Below are 23,561 nucleotides of genomic sequence, written 5' to 3' on the forward strand. Positions count from 1 at the left end.
ACGAGAATTTTTTATGCCTTGGATACAATTAAGATTAAACACCACGGGACAACAAGCGGAAGCGTTAGGCGATGAACTGATGGAAAGTGGCGCCGTATCAGTCACCTTTCAGGATAGCCACGATACGCCTATTTTTGAGCCTCTGCCGGGCGAAACCCGTTTATGGGGTGATACCGATGTTATCGGCCTGTATGACGCGGAAATGGATATGAAAGCGGTTGTCAGCCAATTGGAACAACTGCCACAACTGGGCAAGGGCTTTATCCACAAAATTGAACAACTGGAAGATAAAGATTGGGAGCGTGAATGGATGGATAACTTCCACCCTATGCGCTTCGGTAAACGTCTGTGGATTTGCCCTAGCTGGCGCGAAGTGCCCGAACCAGATGCCGTTAATGTTATGCTTGACCCTGGTCTGGCTTTCGGAACGGGTACTCACCCAACTACCTCCCTTTGCCTGCAATGGCTGGACGGCCTTGACCTGACAGGTAAAACTGTCATCGACTTTGGTTGCGGCTCAGGCATATTGGCTATCGCAGCCCTGAAACTGGGCGCGAAACACGCCATCGGTATTGATATCGACCCACAAGCCATTCAAGCCAGCCGGGATAACGCCGAACGTAATGGGGTATCTGACCAATTAACCCTCTATCTGTCCAAAGATCAACCTAAAGATCTTGAATGCGATATCGTGATTGCCAATATTTTGGCAGGCCCTCTGCGCGAACTTGCCCCTGTCATCGGTTCACTGCCTAAATCTGGTGGATTATTGGGCTTATCCGGTGTTCTGGCTAGTCAGGCTGAAGGGGTTGCTCAGGCCTATGACAATGAATTCATTATTGATCCAATAGCTGAGCAAGAAGAATGGTGTCGCATCACAGGGATTAAAAAATAATCACCTGATGCCTATTGAAAAGCGAGATTATCCACTAAAATGATCACCCAGGAGGTCAATTGGTGGTAATCCGCTCTGTTTATGATTAGAAATATCAGTAATAACAAATTTCAGTAATAAAATGTAACCATTTGTTATTTAACAGTAATAAACCGAATTCAAAAAAATCAACTGGAAAAAATCTGGTATAAATGTCGATTCGCTCAAAGTTTGGCCTTTCATATCTTGTGAAAAATGCGTAATATACGCGCCCTTAGTCACAGTTGACCACTCTTTCTTCGTCTATGCGTATCGGACAATACCAGTTGAAAAACTGTCTTATTGCAGCCCCTATGGCAGGCATAACAGATCGCCCGTTTCGATCTCTTTGCTACCAGATGGGAGCAGGAATGACAGTCTCAGAAATGCTTTCTTCCAATCCCCAGGTTTGGAAGACGGATAAATCGCGCCTGCGTATGGTTCATAGCGACGAACCCGGAGTGCGTTCTGTACAAATAGCCGGTAGTGATCCCGATGAAATGGCGGCGGCGGCGAAAATTAACGTCGCCAATGGCGCTCAGATCATCGATATCAATATGGGGTGCCCAGCTAAGAAGGTGAATCGTAAGCTGGCAGGCTCTGCATTACTGCGTTATCCGCAATTGGTTGAAAAAATCCTTTCTGCGGTAGTCAATGCAGTTGATGTGCCTGTCACTTTGAAGATCCGAACAGGATGGTCACCGGAAGAACGTAACTGTGTAGAAATTGCCCAATTGGCCGAGCGTTGTGGTATTCAGGCTCTTACGATACATGGCAGGACGCGAGCTTGCCTGTTTAATGGTGAAGCCGAGTACGACAATATTCGGACAGTTAAGCAGACTGTTGCCATTCCAATTATTGCCAATGGCGACATTACTGACCCGCTAAAAGCCAGAGCAGTGCTTGAATACACCGGGGCTGATGCCCTGATGATAGGCCGCGCTGCTCAGGGAAGACCCTGGATCTTTCGGGAAATCCAGCATTATCTGGAAACAGGAGAATTGCTACCACCGATGCTTCTTGGCGAAGTGCAGCACTTCATGAGCGAGCATGTACGAGAACTGCATGACTTTTACGGTCAAGGCAAAGGAGTTCGTATTGCACGCAAGCATGTATCTTGGTATCTCAAGGAACATGCCCCTGATGACCAGTTTCGGCGCACATTCAACGCCATAGAGGATGCCAGCGAACAGCTGGAGGCGTTGAAGGCATACTTCGAAAATTTTTGCGTAAATAAAGAAAAGAGCTGACAGAACTATGTTCGAACAACGCGTAAATTCTGATGTACTAACCGTTGCTACTGTAAATTCACAAGATCAGGTAACTCAAAAACCTCTGCGTGATTCAGTTAAACAAGCACTGAAGAACTATTTTGCTCAACTGAACGGTCAAGATGTTAATGACCTGTATGAGCTGGTACTGGCTGAAGTAGAACAGCCACTGTTGGACATGGTGATGCAATACACCCGTGGCAACCAGACTCGCGCAGCACTGATGATGGGAATCAACCGTGGTACTCTGCGTAAGAAACTGAAAAAATACGGCATGAACTAATCCTAGTCTAGTAACACGTTGTTAAATCGGCACTTTTTACTATGTAGAAAGTGCCTTTTTACTTAGAATTACCCCACCGAAAAATCCTCAGCACAAAAACTCACAGAACAACATGAGTACCAAAGAAAAATAAGAATTAGATGTGTCATAGAGGTCAGTACACCAAACGTTCCAACCTTGTGAAAAGTTACGACGTATTTCGAGATAATTAGCGATGATCCATTCCGCCTTTCGGCCACGGACGACTGAGAGTATTTGCCAGTGTAGATGAACTCAAGGCTGCAAAACCTTGACCATTGGATTTTGCCAATGGCGGGGGGACCTTAACTGATTGGTTTATCTGGTTCAATAAGCGAACCAGTATAAACGCTTAACTTTTTTGCGGTAATGACTCAACATTCAAATCATTAATACATATAATAACAACCAGAAATCAAAATTAACTTTCTTTAAATAGATAAAGTTATGATGAGTTATTTTCAAACAAAATATCTATTGAAAACGTTCAAACCGGAATTAATCACTATGAGAAAAATGTGGAAATTATTACCCATTATATTTATTTTATTTTTGCCGTTTAAAACACTCGCTAAAGTCAGTTTGGAACGACAACAAGTTCCAAAACATGCACTCTCTATTAAAATCCCAAAGGGATTTATTTTGATGGACGAAAAATCCAAAAGATTAAAATACCCATCAATGAGAGATAGTAATGAAAAAGTTATTTTTACCGATGAGCGAGGAAAAGTTAACATCATAATTAGCGCTGGAACTGTATCTATGTTTCCAGAACAATTAGATATGTTTACAGATTCTTTAGTAAAACTGATGCCAAACTACCAACCATCACTCCAAAAAGTGACTGTAGATGGAAAAGATGCTCGGATAATAGATTTTATATCAAGAGCAATGGATACAGACATTCATAATAAAATGTTAACTACATCATTTAATGGTAAAGCAGTAATTGTTTCATTTAATACAACTGTTGATGAGTGGGAACAGTACAAAGATGTAAGCACTGATATATTGTTATCTCTAAAATTTGAATAAATTAACTTTTTATTATTCAATTAGATAACGGAATTGAAGGAGCGATCTGAACTAGTTTTGCTCCTTTTTTTAATTAACTAAATTTCATCAAAGCTATTCAATCGCTGCTGTTGTTCCTCACTTAAGTTAAAAGCAAACTCTTCATGCTCATTCTGCCATGTATCAAAGCTCATCAGAAACGCAATAGCGGGGTCGATTTTACTCGCTGATTTCTTCTTATTCGGCTTGATATTAGAGTTCGTGTCCGTTTCCATCACCACATTGGACATCGCCCACGCCAGCACAGGATCGCCATTGTGACGAATGATTTTCGTGTAGACATTATCACCTCACTTCAAAATCCCAACTTCAACAATAAATGATTAATCTCTTGATGTAATTGGGAAACTGTTTTCTGTAGCAGCAATAGCAGAACGGTATGCTGTTAACCCATTCATACATGCAGGTACTCCTGCATAAACTGCCATCTGTATAACAACCTCAAGTAATTCTTCAGGGGTTACGCCAACATTAAGCGCTCCTCGCATATGTAACTCCAATTGTTGTGGAGCATTACCAAGGCTAACTAAAGAGGCAACAGTGAGCATTTCACGTGTCTTAAGGTCAAGACCTGGACGACCTACTACTGAACCAAATGCATAATCAGTAACCAGATAAGGTAAGTTTTCATCTAATTCTTTAAGGCGATTTATTACCTTATCGGCGAGACCTTTTTCTAACTGATTCATAATATCCCGACCATGATTTGTCAGTTCAGTACCTTGTTTCATAAAGCTTTCTCCGTAAATGTTTTACTGATGGAATTGTTAGAAGGGATCATAGAAATAATCAGTATGGACAGAACAATTGCGGCACCTGCGGTAACAAATAGTGCATGAAGTGATAAAGCGGAAACCATCCAGGATCCCACTAAAGCACCAATACCGATTGCGCCGTTAAAAAACGAAACATACACCGCGGATGCAGGAAACGTTTTGTCGCCAGCCAGACGGAGCACCCATGTTTGTAAGCCTACGAAAATCCCAGAAATTGCGACTCCCCATAAAACGATCGCTATCAGAATATCTGTACGGGATAATAATTCTGCTCTGATACCTAAGTTCAGAAGAACAATGCCGATCAGCAAAGCAGATAGTGTGACTGTAGTTTTAAGATACTTATCAATGATAATGCCTGTCAGGAAATTCCCCATCAAACCTGCAATACCATAAATGAATAAGATTGTAGGGATGAAACCTTTAGAAAGGGTTGGTTGCGAATTGAGCCAAGGTTCAATGAAAGTAAACGCAGCAAAGTGTGCGGTAATGGCAAGTAATGTAGCCGCATAAATTTTCCACAATATGGCTGAACTCAACACACTTTTTAAGGCGTTAATGCCAATCGTACTTTTGGTCGTGATTTTAGGAACAAGAAGCATAATGCCAAAGAATGCAACCATACTCAGCAGTGCCATCAACCAAAATGCTTGACGCCAACCAAAGTACAGACCTATATAGTTAGACAAAGGGACTCCAAATACGCTGGCGGCTGAGACGCCACCAAAGACAATTGATGTTGCTGTACCCAGATACTTTACCGGAACCATTGCCACAGTTGTCGCACCGATCATCGCCCAGAAAGCGCCATGAGCCACAGATCCAATGACACGAGCCACCAGCAGTACTTCAAATGAATCAATTGTTGCAGACAAGGTATTTGATATCACCAAGATGATTGTCAGCGTTAATAAAAGGATCTTTTTGGGTAGATTACCCAGAAAAACAGATGCCAAAAGTGCACTTAATGCCCCACCCCAAGCGTACAGTGTTACTGTTATTCCAATACTGGATTCGGAAGTATGAAGGCCATCGGCTATAGGTGTCAGCAGGCCAACAGGAGCCAGCTCCGTCGTCACAATAGTGAACGTTGATATTGCAAGAATAAACAAAGCTAACCATGTCCTAAACGACATTTCAGGACTTTTAATTTCTGACGTCATGAATTACAACCTTGGAATAAAAGTTAAAATGAGAACCTCTATTTAATTCTTCAATATCAAAATACCACCATGAATTTTCATGAGAATTGCTAATTTTGTAATTCATTTTTTATATCAACGGCTTTATTATTCATATTGAAGCCTTACAAATAATTCACATAAAATTTAAATTGTTATGATGTAAAAAATGAGTAGACAATGTGTTTGTCATTCAATATGCCACTCAATTAATAGAATGGAGAATTTGTGGATAACATTAATAATAAGCTACCTAGCATAAAACAGTTGCAATGTTTTTTAGCCGTTGCTCAAGAGCTTAATTTCAGAAGAGCAGCGGAAAGGTTACATATGACACAACCTCCCCTGACTCGTCATATCAAATGTCTTGAAGAAACCCTCGGTTGTGATCTTTTTACTCGGAATACTCATGAAGTTCATCTGACAGACAATGGACTAATTCTGGTTGAAAAAGCAACACATCTCATCAATGAATTCACTCTGCTCATGCGTAAAGTCAAAAATGAGGAAACTTATTTACGTATTGGGCTTACTAGTACTCTAAATTTTAATAATATATCGGAGCTCCGTAATAAAATTAAAGCCCTTATGGTAGGAGATGAAATTGGCACACAACATCTGGTTTCTAGCCAGCTCTTGCATTTTCTCTCAAAGGATAAAATGGATCTTGTTATTATAGGAGAACAGAGCCTACATAATGAATATGATTTTCAATTTTACTGGCTCTATCGTGAACCCCTTCTGCTGGCAATGCCGTCCTCTCATCCTGGTAGTCTAAAAGAAAACGTTTCTCTTACCAATGTTTCAGATCTCCCCCTTTTTTGGTTTTCAAGAAATGCAAATCCCGTTTTTTACGATAAATGTGAAAATTACTTTCAACAATTACCTTTCCTATTAAAAAGATGTAAGGAGCCTGATGACTCACTGGTCATGCTTTCCAGTATTTCAAGAGGAAAAGGTATGGCATTAATGCCCCGCTCTATGTGTATTGCTAATCAAAAAGGACTTTGTTATAGAGAATTAGATGAAATTGCGGCTCAATCCTTGAATATTGATGTTTATGCGGCAATACGTAAGAGTGAAACCAGAGAAATAGTCATTAATGGTTTAAACAGTTTACTCAATAAGAAGGGAATCTAACTATAAAAATGAAATTTTTCTCAGTGATGACTAAGTGTCAAATTATGCAAGACACCCGCCCCGCTTCTTATCGGTTTAATAATAAGAAGCGGGGCGAGATTTTATGACGCACCAGATAAATATCTTTAACCAGACAATATCGCCGTCAATAACCGCTTACTATTCCTGCAATATCACTGACATTACACCGCCTCCGCTTCATAATTCATTGCTAACGCCATACTTAAGGTTTTAGCCAAAATGGTTTTATTTTTACTATCCTCCATCAGGCTAAAATGGTCGCCCGGTACAGATGTTAACTGGAGCAAAGAATCAGGCATGACCTGTTTCCAGCCTAACGACGGTTCCATACTAAAGGAGGGTAATGCAGCTTCCGTAACAAAAGGGAGCTGCGGATAAGGTTCTCTTGCATAAAACTGGTGGAGCGTTATCGCCAATGCTTGTGGTTCATATTCTTTGACCATTTGCATATAATTTACCATCTGTTCCCAACGTTTTGCGATTAAGTCAGGACGCAGGTTTGCCGGATAGAGTTCCAGTTTTTGTGCCGCAGCAATAAATTGCACCAAATTTAGTTTATCAATTCTCTGATGCAATGCCGCAATCTCCTCTTCATGTTCCCCATCCGACTGTTTTGCCAGTTCAGCAAGAAACTGAAGTTTGGGTTGAATAATCTGCTGCCTGAAACAATGAGGGGCAGGCGTATCAATCAAACCCAAGAAATCGACGGTTTCACCGGCATGCAAAAGTTGTTGGGCAATGGCATAAGCCAGTACACCACCAGCAGAGTAACCGTAGATCCGGTATCGGCCTTTTGGTTGAACCGCTTTCATAAAGGTGATCATTTTGGCGGCCAGCTCTTCAAGAGTCGATACCGGTTCTTCATTGATGGACGGCCAGGGCAATGCGTAAATCGGATAGTCTGACTGAATATGTTGAGCCAATCCAAAGATATAGGAGTAATCATTCATGCCGCTGGGTACAAAGAATAGCGGCGGTTCCGTTCCGAATGGCTGCACAGGTATCGCACTGCTTTGCGGCTGAGACAGGGGATCCAATGTGATTTTTGATGCCAGTTCAGCCAACACAGGGAATTGGAATAGGTTATTCAATGTACACATCAAACCCCGACCGGCGGCAAGGTTTATCATCCGCATAGCAAGCAGCGAGTGTCCACCCAATGCAAAGAAATTGTCATACCGGCCTATTTGCTCAGTCTCCAGCAATTCACACCAGATGGTAGCCAATGCGATCTCAACCTCCCCCTGCGGCGCTTCATAGGCCTGATGAGCAAAGGCATTTTGATCAGGCTCCGGCAGTGCCCGACGATCCAGCTTACCGTTAGGGGTCAGAGGAAATGCGTTCAGACGTACAAAAGCCGTCGGCACCATATAATCAGGCAAAATAGCACTCAGATGTTCACGCAAACGGGCGGCCAGTCCGTTATCTTCATCCGCCACGACATAAGCGATCAGACGTTTATCCTGTCCATCCCCCAAAGCCAGTACGATAGCTTCACGCACCGCCGGATACTCCGTCAGCCGAGCTTCGATCTCACCCGGTTCAATACGGAATCCCCGGATTTTAACTTGCTGGTCGTTACGGCCAATAAATACCAGATTGCCATCCGGCAAGTAGCGGACTAAATCTCCGGTTCGGTACATCCGTGCATTCGGTGTCTGACTAAACGGATCAGTCAGGAAACGTTCAGCGGTCAGATCAGGACGGTTGAGATAGCCACGCGCTACACCATCACCACCAATATACAATTCCCCTACCGCTCCCAATGGAACCGGCTGGCCGCTAGCATCCAACAGATAAACACAGGTGTTGGCTGTCGGACGTCCGATAGGCGTTAATGCCTCAATATAATCTGCCGGACAACGCCAGGTGGTGGCACATACCGTGATTTCTGTCGGGCCATAAGCATTGAACAGCGTGAATCGGCCACGCAGTGCCTGGAGCAGCGCCGCACTGGGCGCTTCCCCACCCAGAATCAATGTTGGCCTTATGTTTATCTCCGGTAAATCCGCACCATCCCTCAACAGAGCCGGTGTCAGGCAGGCATGAGTCACTGCCTGTTCTTCCAGATAATGCCAAAGGCGGCATGGATCCTGACGAACCGTGTCGGCAGGAATATCCAAAGTGGCACCACCACACAGTGCCATCATGATTTCCCAGGTACTGGCATCGAAACCAAATGAGGCGAATTGCAACATCCGGCTATGGGGATGAATGTCAAACTGGCTGATTTTATCCTGGATAAGATTAACCAACCCACGATGTTCAACCATCACCCCTTTCGGCATACCGGTCGAGCCGGAAGTGTAAATCACATAGGCCAGATGCCGTGAAGTTAATCCAGGAACCTGCGGATTACTATCCGGTTGGTCAGGCAGAGTATTCGGGTCAAGTACAGTTAATTTCGCCAGTGTTTTTTCACCCAATGCGGTAAGTCCGGTATTATCCGCCAGTACTACCCACGGAGCGGCATCATTCAGCATATACGCCAGACGATCAGCCGGATAGGCGGGATCCAATGGTACGTAGGCGCCTCCCGCTTTCAGCACGGCCAATAGCCCCGCTATCCTTGCTGGTGAACGTTTCACACAAATTGCTACCCGTTGATCAGGCTGCACACCCAGTTCAATTAATTGGTGAGCCAGCCGGTTAGCATAGCCGTTCAGCTCCGCATAGCTAAAGGATTGCCCTTCATAGACCAACGCCGTAGCATCAGGGTTTTTCTCCACTTGTTGTTCAAACCGTTGATGAATGCACAGTTGGTCGGGATACGCTGTTTCAGTCGCGTTCCAGGTTTTCAGTAATAAATTCTTCTCTGTCTCAGGCAGGATTTCCAGCATCTGCACCGGCGTTTCTGGCGCTTGTTCAAGTGCCTCCACCAAACTTTCCAGCGCCTGTTGCATATAACCACATACCCGCTCCGGATCAAATGGCTGGACAATTTGCGCGGTTAAACCTAGCGCTTCACCAAAATCTTCCACTGACAGCGTAAACGGATAGTTGGTTCGCTCCTGTGCGCCAAGGAATTCAACACCGTCCATGATTTCATTCGAAGCCGTCGGCAATGCATTGTGCCGATAGTTCAGCAAGGTACTGAACAGTGGGGTTCCACCTTGTACGCCACTGCAACGTTGAGCCAGCGCCAGTGACGCATGTTCATGTGTCAATAATCCCGCCAGCCAGCGATGTGTCACCTGTACACTGTCCCGTACCGGCGTATTATCCATATCCAGCCGTATCGGCAGGGTATTAATAAACAATCCCATGCCATTGTCTGCACCTTCACCGGCTGCCATGCGCCCGAACAATACTGTGCCGAATACCACTTGTTTCTGTCCGCTGGTACGCGACAACACTTGCGCCCAGGCCAGATGACACAAAGCAGCCAAGCTAACACCCAAACGCCGTGCCTGGCTGCGTAAACGTTCATTCAGCTCTGCGGTCAACATCCGGTGCGATTCTGTAATTTGCGAGCCATCATGATGAACCTCTGTCAATCCGAACGGTAACGTAGGCTCATCCACCTCAGCCAACATGTCGGTAAAGAAGCGAATATGCTGTTCCTGACTTACCCCCAGCCGAGCCTGTGCCACCAGATTGCGGAAAGGTGCCGGCGCAGGTAAATCGTTTTCCTGTCCATCAAGATAGGCCTGAACTTCGTTACTCATCACATCCAACGCGGTATGGTCACCAATCAGATGATGCATCAGTTGCAGTACAATCCAGCGGCCATCGCTCTCAGGTGCCACGACAAAACGCAGCAACGGCGCCTGTCCCAAATCAATACGATATCGGCGCGGATCAAAATGTTGAGCTAACTGGTCGCTGACTGACCCGTCAGCAGTATCCAATGTCAATTCAGTCACCGATAATCGCACTTGACGGCACACCACCTGAGCAGGAACCGATAATCCTTCCCAGATAAAAGCAGTACGCAGGATGTCATGGCGATCAATAACCTGTTGCACCGCAGCCAGATAACGATCCAGCAAAGACCGATCGGCAAAAGCCATCTGACCCGCCAGCAAATACGGGTCACCTTCGTTTGCTAATAGATGGTGGAACAAAATACCGTCCTGTAACGGCGACAACGCATAGATATCCTGAATATTGGTAATCCCGTCCGGTATCTGTTCGATGATGTAATCAATCTCAGGCTGAGTGAGATCAATCAACGGTAACATTTCCGGTGTCAGCTTCGTTGTTGCTGGCGTAATGACGTTGGCAGGCACGCATTCGCCCTGATTCAGTTTCAAGGTTTGGGCAAGTTCAGACAATACAGGGGATTGGAACAGATCACGTACTGCCAGTGTAAAACCCAGATTACGCAAACGTTCGACCATACGCACCGCGAGCAATGAATGACCACCCAATGCAAAGAAACTGTCATGTCGGCTGATCTGCTCAATGCCCAGTAAGTTATGCCAAATCGCGGCGAGGGCGGTTTCCGCTTCCCCTTGTGGCGCCGCGTAAATCTGGCGGGCAAAGGCTTCTTCCCCTGGCATCGGTAGTGCCCGACGATCCAGTTTGCCGTTAGGTGTCAGCGGGAATGCGTCCAGACGTACAAAGGCCGTCGGTATCATGTAGTCAGGCAATGACGCACTCAGATGTTCACGCAGACGGTTAACCAGCCCGTCATCCGTTTCTGCCACCACCGTTTCTACCACTACATAGGCAACCAGGCGTTTGTCCTGCCCATCACCCAATGCCAATACCTGCGCTTCACGTACAGCGGCATGTTCTGTCAGCCGAGCTTCAATTTCCCCCGGTTCAATTCGGAAGCCCCGAATTTTAATCTGCTGGTCGTTACGACCGATAAATACCAGATTGCCGTCCGGCAGGTAACGAACCAAATCTCCGGTGCGATACATCCGTGCATTATCTGTGTCACTAAACGGGTCAGCAAGGAAACGTTCAGCGGTCAGATCAGGACGGTTGAGATAGCCACGTGCAACACCGGCACCCCCTATATACAATTCCCCCACCGTTCCCAATGGAACTGGTTGGCCGCAGGTATCCAGCAGATAAATACAGGTGTTGGCCGTCGGACGCCCAATAGGAATAGGTCCATCCTGATAGTCTGATGGACAACGCCAGGCGGTAGCGCAAACGGTGATTTCTGTCGGGCCATAAGCATTGAATACCGTTGCTTTACCACGCAGTGCCTGAAGCAAGGCCACACCAGGAGCCTCACCACCGAGTATTAATGTTGGTTTGATGGTCATCGCCGGTAAATCAGCACCATCCCGCAACAGGGCAGGAGTCAAACAAGCGTGAGTTACCGATTGCTCTTCCAGATAATGCCAGAGGCGGCGTGGTTCCTGACGAACAGCATCGTCAGGAATAGCCAGACTGGCGCCACTGCCTAATGTCATCATAATTTCCCAGACACTGGCATCGAAACCAAATGAAGCGAATTGCAACATCCGGCTATGGGGATGAATGGCGAACTGGCTGATTTTATCCTGAATAAGGTTCACCAGTCCGCAATGTTCAACCATCACCCCTTTCGGTGTACCCGTCGAGCCAGAGGTGTAAATCACATAAGCCAGATGACAGGAGGACAACTCAGCAACGTGTGGATTATTATCTGGTTGATCGGTATCCGGCTGATCAGGCAATGAATTCGGATCAAGAACAATTTGCTGCGAAAGTATTTGCTCATTTAATGCTGAACGTCCGGTATTATCTGCCAACAAAATAGCCGGTGCAGCATCGGTCAAAATATGAATCAGACGCTCACACGGATAAGCGGGATCCAGCGGCACGTAGGCTCCCCCCGCTTTCAGTATTGCCAACAGCCCCACTATCCGCGCCGGTGAACTTGCCATGCAAATCGCCACCCGTTGATCCGGCACGATACCCAGCGCGATAAGCTGATGCGCTAATCGGTTAGCACGGATATTCAATTCCGCATAGCTAACAGATTGGTTTTCATAGACCAACGCTGTGGCATCCGGGGCATTCTCCACCTGTTGTTCAAACAGTTGATGAATGCACAACTGGTCAGGATACGCTGTTTCAGTCGCATTCCAGGTTTTCAACAACAATGTGCGCTCAGTTTCTGGCAGGATTTCCAACCTCTGTACTGGCATTTCCGGCGCCTGTTCAAGCGCCTCTGTCAGGCTCTCCAGAGCCTGCTGCATATAACCGCATATCCTCTCTGGATCAAAGGGTTGGACGACCTGAGCAGTCAATCCCAAATCGGAACCTCCATCCTCTACCGACAACACAAACGGGTAGTTGGTTCGTTCCTGTGCCCCCAGGAATTCAATTCCGCCGATGATTTCATCTACTGTGGCCGGCTGGGTATTATGTCGGTAATTCAGTAGCGCATTAAATAACGGTGTCCCACTGGCTACCCCGCTGCAACGTTGCGCCAGTGCCAGTGATGCATGTTCATGCGCTAATAATCCTGCCAATCGGCTATGGGCGGCCTGTACACTCTCCTGCACCGGAGTTTCATCTATATCCAACCGTAACGGCAGGGTATTAATAAACAGCCCCATGCCATTGTCAGCACCTTCGCCAGCCTGCATACGCCCGAACAGCACCGTGCCAAACACCACGTGTTTCTGACCACTGGTACGCGACAACACCTGCGCCCAGGCCAAATGACACAGCGCCGCCACACTGACACCTAAACGCCGTGCCTGATTACGCAGACGACTATTCAATGCAGGCGGCAGCATTCTGTGTGATTCCGCCACCTGCGAGCCGTCATGATGAACTTCCGTCAATCCGAACGGTAGCGTTGGCTCATCCACCGCCGCCAGCATATCGGTAAAGAAGCGGGTATGCTCTGGCTGGCCGGTACCCAACCGAGCCTGTGCCACCAGATGACGGAAAGGCACCGGTATCGGCAAGCTGTCTCCTCGTCCGGTAAGATACGCCCGCACTTCATTGTTCATCACTTCCAACGTGGTATGGTCACCAATCAGGTGATGTAACAGTTGCAGCAAGATCCAGCGGCCATCAGTATCCTGAGCAATAACAAAGCGCAACAACGGTGCTTGACTCAGATCAATACGATGCTGGCACGGATCAAAGCGTTGGGCCAGTTGGTCACTGATCGAGCCGTCAGCCGGATCGAGTGTCAATTCTGTGATAAATAAGGGAACTTGACGACAAACCACCTGAGCCGGAGCTGATAATCCCTCCCAAATAAAAGCGGTACGCAGAATATCATGGCGGTCGACCACCTGTTGAACCGCGGCCAGATAACGATCCAGCAAAGTCCGATCCGCAAAAGCCTGTTGGGTTATCAGAAGATAAGGATCACCTTCATTTGCCAGCAAATGGTGGAATAAAATGCCATCCTGTAGCGGTGACAGGGCATAGATATCCTGAATGTTAGCCATCCCACCCGATATCTGATCAACAATGCAGTCAATTTCAAGCTGAGTGAGGTCAATCAGCGGCAGCATGTCTGGCGTCAGCGTCATCATATCCGGCGTAATGCCGTTGTCAGGTATCCTGATTTCACAATGTTGAGCCAGAGACTGAGCCAAGACACTGAGTGTCGGATGCTCGAATAGCGTTTGAATCGATACGCCCAGTCCCATGCGCCGCAAACGTTCAATCATCCGCACAGCAAGCAGTGAGTGCCCCCCCAACGCAAAGAAACTGTCGTGCCGGCTAATCTGCTCAACCTCCAGCAATTCACTCCAGATAGTGGCGAGCGCATGCTCAATTTCTCCTTGTGGCGCTTCATAAACCTGACGTGCAAAAGCATGTTGATCAGGCGCCGGCAACGCTTGGCGATCCAGCTTGCCGTTTGGCGTCAGCGGAAACTCATCCAGACGTACAAAAGCCGTCGGCACCATATAATCCGGCAACTGCGCACTCAGGTATTCACGCAAACTGGCGGCCAATCCATCATCCGTTTGCGCTACCACATAAGCCACCAGGCGTTTATTCTGTCCATCACCCAACGCCACTACCAATGCCTCACTCACCGCTGGGTGTTCAATCAACCGAGTTTCAATCTCTCCCGGTTCAATTCGGAAGCCACGGATTTTAACCTGTTGGTCATTACGGCCAACAAATACCAAATTGCCATCCGGCAGGTAACGAGCCAAATCCCCAGTTCGATACATCCGCGCATCCGGTTGATGACTAAACGGATCCGTCAGGAAACGTTCAGCAGTGAGTTCAGGGCGATTGAGATAGCCACGGGCCATACCCACACCGCCAATATATAACTCACCGACTGCGCCCAGCGGCACCGGCTGACCGTGTTTGTCCAACAGATAGACACGCTTGTTAACTGCCGGTCTACCGATGGGAATTAATCCCCCTGTATAGTCTGACGGGCAATTCCAGGTGGTGGCACAAACAGTGATTTCCGTCGGACCATAGGCATTGAACAGCGTGGCCTGACGGTTTAATGTCTGGATTAGCGTTGGACTGGGTGCTTCACCGCCCAGTATCACGGTCGGCTTTATCGTCAGCGCCGGTAAATCCACACCATCCCGTAGCAGAGCGGGGGTCAAACAAGCGTGCGTCACTGATTGCTCTTCCAGATAATGCCAGAGATGGTGCGGGTCTTGCCGGATTGTTTCAGTCGGAATAACCAGCATAGCCCCACTGCCCAGCGCCATCATGATTTCCCAGACGCTGGCATCAAAGCCAAATGAGGCAAACTGCAACATCCGGCTGGTGACGCCAACATCAAACTGGGCAATGTGTTCCAACGTCAGGTTAACCAGACTCTGATGTTCAATCATCACCCCTTTCGGTCTGCCAGTGGACCCAGAAGTGTAGATCACATACGCCAGATGCCGTGAGGTGAGATCAGGAACCTGTGGGTTATTATCGGGTTGATCGGTGTCCGGCAGGGCATTTGGATCGAGTACAGTTAGCGTCTTCAGTGCTTCTTCACCCAGAGCTGCCCGTCCAATATGATCCGCCAGCAAAACAGTGGGTGCAGCATCAGTAAGCAAATAAGCCAGACGTTCACCCGGATAAGCCGGATCCAATGGCACATAAGCCCCGCCCGCTTTCAACACCGCCAGCAATCCCACTATTCTCTCCGGCGATCGTGCCACACAAATGGCGACCGGTTGGTCGGGTATTACCCCTAATGCCATCAGTTGATGCGCTAATCGGTTGGCGCGGGCATTTAATTCAGCATAGTTGAGCGTCTGGTTTTCATACTTTACCGCGATGGCGTGCGGGGTTCTTTCTACTTGTTGTTCAATCAACTGATGAACACACAACTGTTCAGGATACGGCGCTACGACCGCATTCCAGGTTTCCAGCAATAACGCCCGTTCAGTGGATGACAAAATATCCACGGTCGTGACTGATTGTTGAGGATGGTTCACCATCGCCCGTAGTAGAGCCTGCAAATAGCCGACCTGTCTTTCAATCGTTTCAGGATCGAACAGGGCAGAAGAATAATTCAGTTCCCCAACAACCTCACCCGCTTTCTCTGTCAATTCCAGTTGCAGATCGAATTTAGCGATATCGTATCCCTGTACAACTGGTGTCACCGCTAATCTCGGTAGTTGCCACTCTTCTGTGTCACTCTCCTGCCAGGCAAACATCACTTGGAATAACGGGGTATGTTCCGGTCTGCGGGGAGGTTGTACGATCTCAACCACCTGCTCGAAAGGCAGATCCTGATGCGCCTGTGCGCCCAGTATCGTCTGCCGCACACGCCGAAGCAGTGTGACCATATCCGGTGTACCGGATAAATTAATGCGCAATGCCAGAGTATTGACAAAGAATCCGATCAGCGGCTCGATCTCCCGCCGGTTGCGGTTGGCGCTGGGTATACCGATCACCAGATCATCCTGTCCAGACAGACGCGACAACAGTGCCGCCCAGGCAGTCAGCAATGTCATAAATAATGTGGCACCGTGTTGTTGTCCCAACTGTTTCAGAGCCTGTACCAACACGGCATCAATCTGCACAGGTATCCGGCCGCCGGTAAATGATTGGCGGGATGGGCGGGGTCGATCTGTCGGCAATTCCAACAATACAGGAGCATCGGCCAGTGTGCGCTGCCAGTAATCACTCTGCGCCTGTAACCCTTCAACAGAGAAGACCTTACGCTGCCAAGCGGCATAATCAGGATATTGAATAACCAGCGAGGGCAATGGATCAGGCTGTTCATTCAAGCAAGCCGAATAAAGGGCGCTCAGTTCTGATTTCAATATCCCTAAAGACCAACCATCAGACACAATGTGATGCTGAGTCAGCAAGAAGGTGTAATCCTCATCGGCCCGTTGTATCAGAGCACAACGGATTAAGGGACCACAGGCAAGATCAAATGGCATTTCTGCTTCTTGTGCGCACAGAAGCTTAAGTTGCGCATCTGCTTCAGGCACGTTACGCAGATCGTATTGTTTCACCGGCAGACCAGATTCCGCTGGCAATAGTTCAACCTGAGGCTGACCGTCAGTCATGATAAAGACTGAACGCAGCGCTTCGTGACGGGCAAACAGACGATTTAACGCCTGCTGCCAGGCAGTAATATTAAGCTGCCCACGCAAATGCAGTACCAGCGGAATATGATAGGTATCACTGACGCCATCAAACTGCGCCAGGAACCACAAACGCTGTTGAGCGAATGACAGCGGTAAAACACTATCACGGGGTACGGGAATAATCTCAGACAATCTATTCCTTCCCTCATTGCGTTGGACGCGGATCCTCTCCGCAAAAGCCGCAAGTGACGGTGATGTAAATAAGGCAACCAGCGGCAGTTCAACACCGAAAGCAGCGATACGATTCATGACCCGTACCGCTAACAGTGAATGCCCTCCCAACGCAAAGAAGTTGTCATACCGGCTGATCTGCTCAATGCCTAATAATTCACTCCAGATAGCCGCCAATGCAGTTTCTGTCTCCCCTTGTGGTGCTGCGTAAACCTGACGGGCAAAGGCATTCTGCTCCGGCTCCGGCAACGCCCGACGATCCAGTTTGCCGTTTGGCGTCAGCGGGAAGGCATCCAGACGCACAAAAGCCGCCGGCACCATATAATCAGGCAAAATAGCGCTCAGATGTTCACGCAAACGGGCAGCCAATCCGTTGTCTTCTTCCGCCACGACATAGGCGATTAAACGTTTGTCCTGCCCGTCATCCAGCGCCAACACACACGCTTCGCGCACCGCAGGATATTCTGTCAACCGCGCTTCGATTTCACCCGGCTCAATCCGAAATCCACGGATTTTCACCTGCTGGTCATGACGGCCAACAAACACCAAATTGCCATCCGGCAAATAACGAGCCAAATCTCCGGTGCGATACATTCTCGCATCAATTGCATCACTAAACGGGTCGGCCAGAAAACGTTCGTCAGTCAGATCAGGGAGATTGAGATATCCGCGTGTCACACCGGCACCACCAATATACAGCTCCCCCACTGCCCCCAATGGCACTGGCTGACAGTAGTCATTCAGCAGATAAATTGGAGTATTCGCCGTTGGACGCCCAATAGGCACCAATGCCTCAGTATAGTTTAATGGGCAACGCCAATGGGTGGCACACACGGTAATTTCCGTCGGGCCATAGGCATTGAATAGCGTGGCTTGACGGTTTAATGTCTGGAGTAGCGCTGGGCTGGGCGCTTCACCGCCCAATATCACTGTTGGCTTTATTGTCAGCGCAGGTAAATCAACCCCATCCCGTAGAAGAGCTGGAGTTAAACAAGCGTGTGTCACCGCTTGCTCTTCCAGATAATGCCAGAGACGGTACGGATCCTGACGAACCGTGTCGGCCGGAATAACCAAACTGGCACCACCGGTCAGCGCCATCATGGTTTCCCAAACGCTGGCATCGAAACCAAATGAAGCGAACTGCAACACCCTATTACCGGAATGAATACCAAACTGGACAATTTTATCCCGAATAAGATTGACTAACCCACGATGTTCAACCATCACCCCTTTAGGCACGCCGGTAGAACCAGAGGTATAAATCACATAGGCCAGATGACGGGAAGTCAGCGCCGCTACCTGCGGGTTGCTATCCGTTTGATCAGAAAAAGTATTCGGATCAAGCAGGGTGTTTGGATCAATCAAAGACAGTCCGACAAGCGCCTCCTCGCCCAACGCTACCTGTCCGGTCTCATCAGCCAATATTATTGAGGGAGCAGCATCATTCAGGATATGCCCCAGACGTTCCCCCGGATAAGCTGGGTCCAGCGGTACATAGGCACCACCGGCTTTCAACACCGCCAACAAACCCACCACCCGTGCCGGTGTGCTTGCCATGCAAATCGCTACCCGCTGATCCGGCTCGATTCCTAGTGCAATCAATTGATGAGCCAACCGATTAGCATCAGCATTCAATTTGGCATAGCTAAGGGTTTTTCCTTCATATACTAATGCTGTGGCACCAGGCGTTTTTTCTACCTGCTGTTCAATCAACTGATGAATGCATAACTGCTCAGGATACGGTTTTTTAGTTGCGTTCCAGGTTTCCAGCAATAATGTACGTTCCGTTTCAGGCAAAATGTTCAGTGCCCGTACCGGCGTTTCCGGTGCCCGTTCCAACGCGTCTGCCAGACTTGCCAACGCCTGTTGCATATAACCACATACCCGATCCGGCTCAAACGGCTGTACTACCTGTGCAGTCAATCCCAGAGTAGAACCCCCGTCTTCAACCGACAGCACCAACGGATAGTTGGTTCGCTCCTGTTCACCCAAGAATTCGATACCCGGTACAATCTCATGTGGGATCAACGGCTCCTCATTATGCCGGTAGTTCAACAGGGCACTAAACAGTGACATGCTACCCGCTACTCCACTGCAACGCTGAGCCAGCGCCAGTGAAGCATGTTCATAATCCAGCAATCTGGCCAGCCGGGACTGTGCCAGCCGTACACTGTCATGCACCGGCGTGTCATCCATATCCAGTCGCAGCGGCAAAGTATTGATAAACAACCCCATGCCGCTGTCAGCCCCTTCTCCCGCCGCCATGCGCCCGAACAACACAGTACCAAACACCACTTTTTCCTGACCGCTGGTCTGCGACAGCACCTGCGCCCAGGCCAAATGACACAATGTTGCTACACTGACTCCCAGACGTTTTGCCTGCTGACGAAGACGGTTATTTAGTTCTGGCGATAACATCCGGTGCGATTGTGTGACTTGCGAACCATCACGATGCACCTCGGTTAGACCAAACGGCAGCGTCGGCTCATCCACGTCAGCCAACATGTCAGTAAAGAAGCGAGTATGCTCTGCTTGATTAATATTCAACCGGGCCTGCGCCACCAGATTGCGGAAAGGCACCGGTATCGGCAAGTTGTCATCCTGTCCGGCAAGACAAACCTGTACTTCACGGTGCATCACTTCCATTGTCGTATGGTCGCCAATCAGGTGATGCTGCAATTGCAGCACATGCCAGCGGCCATCGGTTTCCTGCGCTACTGTTTCTTGTGCTACTACAAAGCGCAACAAGGGAGCCTGACTCAGATCAAAACGATACTGACGTGGGTCAAAATGGTGAGCCAATTGCTCACCCACTGGCCCATCAGCCGGATCCAGAGTCAGTTCAGTGACCGATAAAGGTGCTTGACGCCAGACCACCTGCACCGGTGCAGATAATCCCTGCCAGATAAATCCAGTCCGCAGGATATCATGGCGATCAACCACCTGTTGTACTGCTGCCAGATAGCGATCCAGCAGCATCCTATCAGCAAAAATCATCGGATAGGCCAGCAGATAGGGATCACCTTCCTTCGCCAGCAGATGATGGAACAAGATACCGTCCTGCAACGGCGACAGGGCATAGATATCCTGAACATTAGCGATCCCGCCCGGCACCTGTTCAACAATGTGGTCAATCTCAGACTGGGTCAGATCAATTAGCGGCAACATTGCGGGTGTCAGCACGGTGGTCGCTGGGGTAATGACATTCGGCGGTACGACTACAGCCTGATGTTGCTCCAATGTCTGAGCCAATTCTGACAGCACCGGACACTGGAACAGGTTACGGGCGGCCAGTGTCAATCCCAGATTGTGCAGGCGTTCAATCATCCGTACTCCGAGCAAAGAGTGACCGCCCAGCGCAAAGAAACTGTCATGTCGGCTAATTCGCTCAATACCCAGTAATTCGCGCCAAAGGGTTGCCAGAACAATCTCTTTCTCTCCTAGCGGCGCTTCATAAACCTGACGAGCGAAGGCGTTCTCCCCCGGTGCCGGCAATGCCCTGTGATCCAATTTACCATTCGGTGTCAATGGAAATTCATCCAGACGCACAAAGGCCACCGGTATCATATAATCCGGCAACCGTGCACTCAGGTGTTCACGTAGGCGAGCGGCCAATTCGTCATTCTCTTGGGTCAGCACATAGGCAACCAGTTGTTTGTCCTGCCCCTCCCCTAACGCCAGCACCACAGCTTCACGTATCGCCGGATATTCTACCAATCGAGCCTCAATTTCCTCCGGTTCAATCCTGAAACCACGGATTTTCACCTGCTGATCGTTACGGCCCAGGAATTCTAGATTGCCGTCCGGCAAATAGCGGGCTAAATCTCCGGTGCGGTACATACGCGCATTCGGTTTATCGCTAAATGGATCTGTGAGAAAGCGTTCAGCGGTCAATTCAGGGCGATTGAGATAACCGCAAGCTACTCCGTCACCCCCGATATAAATCTCACCGGTTATCCCCAATGGCACCGGTTGACCATCAGTATCCAGTAAATAAATCCGGGTGTTGGCAATGGGTCGCCCAATAGGAATAGAAGTCGTACCCGATGTTAATTCGTGAATAGGGTAGGTCGTGGTAAACGTGGTTCCCTCACTCGGACCATAGGCATTCAATAATTTTTGTGGCGGGTTCTTACGCAGTACTTGAGCAATGACATGCGGATCGAGGACATCTCCCCCGACCAGCAGCATTTTAAGTTGAGGCAGCACCGGAGATAGCTCCTCCGCCAGCCGGTTAAACAGCCCGACACTCATCCACAGGACCGTAATGCAATGCGCCTGTAATGCCTGGACAAAATCCCGCGGTGTCAGCAACGTGGTATGATCAATAACTACCAGCGCAGCACCGTTAAGCAGCGGCGCCCAAACTTCGAAGGTACTGGCATCGAAAGCTGGATTAGCGGCGAAAGCAATCCGGTCATTGGGTTCGATATCAGCATAGCCATTATTGACAACCAACCGGACGACAGCCCGATGAGGCACGATAACCCCTTTTGGTATACCCGTCGAACCGGAGGTGTACATGATATACGCAGGCCCAGCACTGGCACCCAATAAATCAAGATTACGGTGATCTTCTGCCCTGATCGGTTCTGTCTCGCAGGTAAGACGGAGCCGCGGGACAACCAATTCAGCCGGGATTTCCGTCTGCATCTCAGTCAACAGTAATTTGGCGGCACAATCGTTTATCAGCCAGTTTTTCCGTTCATCCGGTACGTTGGGATCGATAGGGACATAAACCGCACCCGCTTTAAGAATAGCTAACTGAGCCACCACCAGTTCAATTGAGCGTTCTAACAAGATCGCTACATGGTCACCCAGACAAATCCCCTGTTCAATCAATTGACAAGCCAAACCGTTGGCCCGGGCGTTCAGTTCCGCATAGCTCAGGGTCTGATCCCCAGCGATTAACGCAACGGCAGTCGGGGTTTTCTCTGTCTGTTGTTCAAACAACTGGTGAATACATACATGGCCAGGATATGGGATTTCCGTGGCGTTCCAAGTTTCCAGCAACCCCACTTTAAGGGTATTTTCCTTGCTGGTAATACTGTCTTTCATTTACTTATTACCTCAACGAATCTATCGGATATTTGAAAACTGTTATTCCCAGCAACCATCACAAATATTTTTCTTTTACTTTTAGGAGAAATAACAACGGGCACGCCAAGCATCGAAAGATACTCAGACAATATTTTTCTCAGGCGCTGGATGTCATAGTCCGGTTAATAACCGCACAGCCAAAAATGATGTGACAATAATTTCCCAGACAACGGAATAAATGATTCATTTGATGAACCATAAGAAGGCATTCCATTTTTTCCCTGTTTTTTAGATACGCGTTTTTGATCTACATCAATTTTTTATTACGCTGAATTCCATAACTAAATAAAAATGGATCTATTGAATATATCTACTGGCATGAGCGCTAAGTCCTTGCTGTATTTTTTCCATTTGGTATTAGTATTTGTATGAAATTATTTCAGATTGAAGTGGTTTTTTTATGTTTATAAATAGCCTTCAACAACTTATTTTATAATAATCAAATTACACAACTAATGTAAATCTAAACGCTAATTATAGTTAATTCCAAAATAAAACCATTTCAAATAAATAATAATTTCATTTAAATAATTTCAAATAAATACTAATATTTCCAAAGCTACTGAAGAAGTACAATGTATCTCTGATATTCATGGAAGACACTGGCGGGCTGGAAGCTGTTATCACTTGTTCGTGAGAATAGATGTTCAAGATATGCTCAATTTCTTATTTGAAGCCAATGAATCGTTTCATGGCTTTAACCAAGGATTTTCTACTAATTATTCCCTTTATCTGGATTTATTTTCTTCAGTGTTGAAATTGGACACACATCATTAATTTTAATAGCATTTGGCATCCTATTTTTTTATCCACAACTCACATTTCCTGTTTTAGCGGTAATGATGGCTTTGCTCTCCATTGCCTATGTTCTTAATTTTATATCGACAGAATCTCTCTTACCTCGAAATATGCCATCGGAAGAATTACCTAAAGCACTTTCTATAGTTCAAGGGGTTGACCAAATTACTCAAGTCTTAGGGCCAACACTTGCGGCAACAATTTCTCTTTAATGGGGGTATCAATGCTGTTTTGGTTGTTGCAGGAGGAATTTTTACTATTTCAGCGATTAATTATCTTTTTCTGAAATCACGTAATATCAGTGTCAAAGATAAACTCA

7 protein-coding genes and 3 pseudogenes are annotated in these 23,561 nt (G+C 47.7%); 5 read left to right on the plus strand and 5 right to left on the minus strand.

Translation table 11 applies throughout. From position 1 onward, the window contains the following. Positions 1-13 precede the first annotated feature (13 nt). The 3 genes from prmA to fis all read left to right on the plus strand — a co-directional run bounded on the left by prmA (position 14) and on the right by fis (position 2,467). Positions 14-895, plus strand: a complete 882-nt coding sequence (prmA, locus tag Xentx_RS12205; RefSeq protein WP_074020508.1) for a 50S ribosomal protein L11 methyltransferase — start codon at positions 14-16, stop codon at positions 893-895. 284 nt (positions 896-1,179) lie between these two features. Next, on the plus strand, positions 1,180-2,163 hold the full coding sequence (gene dusB / locus Xentx_RS12210; RefSeq protein WP_074020509.1) for a tRNA dihydrouridine synthase DusB: 984 nt from the start codon (positions 1,180-1,182) through the stop codon (positions 2,161-2,163). 7 nt (positions 2,164-2,170) lie between these two features. Beyond that, on the plus strand, positions 2,171-2,467 hold the full coding sequence (gene fis, locus Xentx_RS12215; protein WP_010847912.1) for a DNA-binding transcriptional regulator Fis: 297 nt from the start codon (positions 2,171-2,173) through the stop codon (positions 2,465-2,467). 87 nt (positions 2,468-2,554) lie between these two features. Here the strand turns inward: fis and Xentx_RS20155 are convergent. Next, positions 2,555-2,750 (minus strand): annotated as a pseudogene (locus Xentx_RS20155) (helix-turn-helix domain-containing protein); the annotation flags it as partial. A gap of 242 nt (positions 2,751-2,992) precedes the next feature. On the opposite strand from Xentx_RS20155, the gene Xentx_RS12220 reads away from it, so the two are divergent. Beyond that, on the plus strand, positions 2,993-3,520 hold the full coding sequence (locus Xentx_RS12220; protein WP_074020544.1) for a hypothetical protein: 528 nt from the start codon (positions 2,993-2,995) through the stop codon (positions 3,518-3,520). Positions 3,521-3,597: 77 nt separating this feature from the next. On the opposite strand, the pseudogene Xentx_RS12225 reads toward Xentx_RS12220, so the two are convergent. From Xentx_RS12225 to Xentx_RS12235, 3 genes and pseudogenes are all read right to left on the minus strand, one after another. Beyond that, a pseudogene (locus Xentx_RS12225) lies at positions 3,598-3,840 on the minus strand (terminase TerL endonuclease subunit); the annotation flags it as partial. A gap of 42 nt (positions 3,841-3,882) precedes the next feature. After that, positions 3,883-4,290 carry a carboxymuconolactone decarboxylase family protein gene (locus tag Xentx_RS12230; RefSeq protein WP_074020511.1) on the minus strand — a complete coding sequence of 136 codons (408 nt, stop codon included), beginning with the start codon at positions 4,288-4,290 and terminating at the stop codon, positions 3,883-3,885. Next, on the minus strand, positions 4,287-5,498 hold the full coding sequence (locus Xentx_RS12235) for an MFS transporter (protein WP_074020512.1): 1,212 nt from the start codon (positions 5,496-5,498) through the stop codon (positions 4,287-4,289). Before Xentx_RS12235 ends, Xentx_RS12230 begins: the two co-directional genes overlap by 4 nt. A gap of 246 nt (positions 5,499-5,744) precedes the next feature. Between Xentx_RS12235 and Xentx_RS12240 the strand changes: the two genes are divergently transcribed. Beyond that, the gene (locus Xentx_RS12240) at positions 5,745-6,656 is read left to right on the plus strand and encodes a LysR family transcriptional regulator (RefSeq protein WP_074020513.1); all 912 of its coding nucleotides are present in this window, start codon (positions 5,745-5,747) and stop codon (positions 6,654-6,656) included. Positions 6,657-6,838: 182 nt separating this feature from the next. Here Xentx_RS12240 and Xentx_RS12245 read toward each other — a convergent pair. Continuing rightward, positions 6,839-22,396: pseudogene (locus Xentx_RS12245) on the minus strand (non-ribosomal peptide synthetase); the annotation flags it as partial. Positions 22,397-23,561: the final 1,165 nt, after the last annotated feature.

It is taken from the genome of Xenorhabdus thuongxuanensis (genome assembly GCF_001908095.1).
Classification (GTDB): Bacteria; Pseudomonadota; Gammaproteobacteria; order Enterobacterales; family Enterobacteriaceae; genus Xenorhabdus; species Xenorhabdus thuongxuanensis.

Coding starts and splice junctions, on each gene's coding strand:
- Xentx_RS12230 (WP_074020511.1), bottom strand. CDS start 4,290: ATGAAACAAGGTACTGAACTGACAAATCATGGTCGGGATATTATGAAT.
- dusB (WP_074020509.1), top strand. CDS start 1,180: ATGCGTATCGGACAATACCAGTTGAAAAACTGTCTTATTGCAGCCCCT.
- Xentx_RS12220 (WP_074020544.1), top strand. CDS start 2,993: ATGAGAAAAATGTGGAAATTATTACCCATTATATTTATTTTATTTTTG.
- fis (WP_010847912.1), top strand. CDS start 2,171: ATGTTCGAACAACGCGTAAATTCTGATGTACTAACCGTTGCTACTGTA.
- Xentx_RS12235 (WP_074020512.1), bottom strand. CDS start 5,498: ATGACGTCAGAAATTAAAAGTCCTGAAATGTCGTTTAGGACATGGTTA.
- prmA (WP_074020508.1), top strand. CDS start 14: ATGCCTTGGATACAATTAAGATTAAACACCACGGGACAACAAGCGGAA.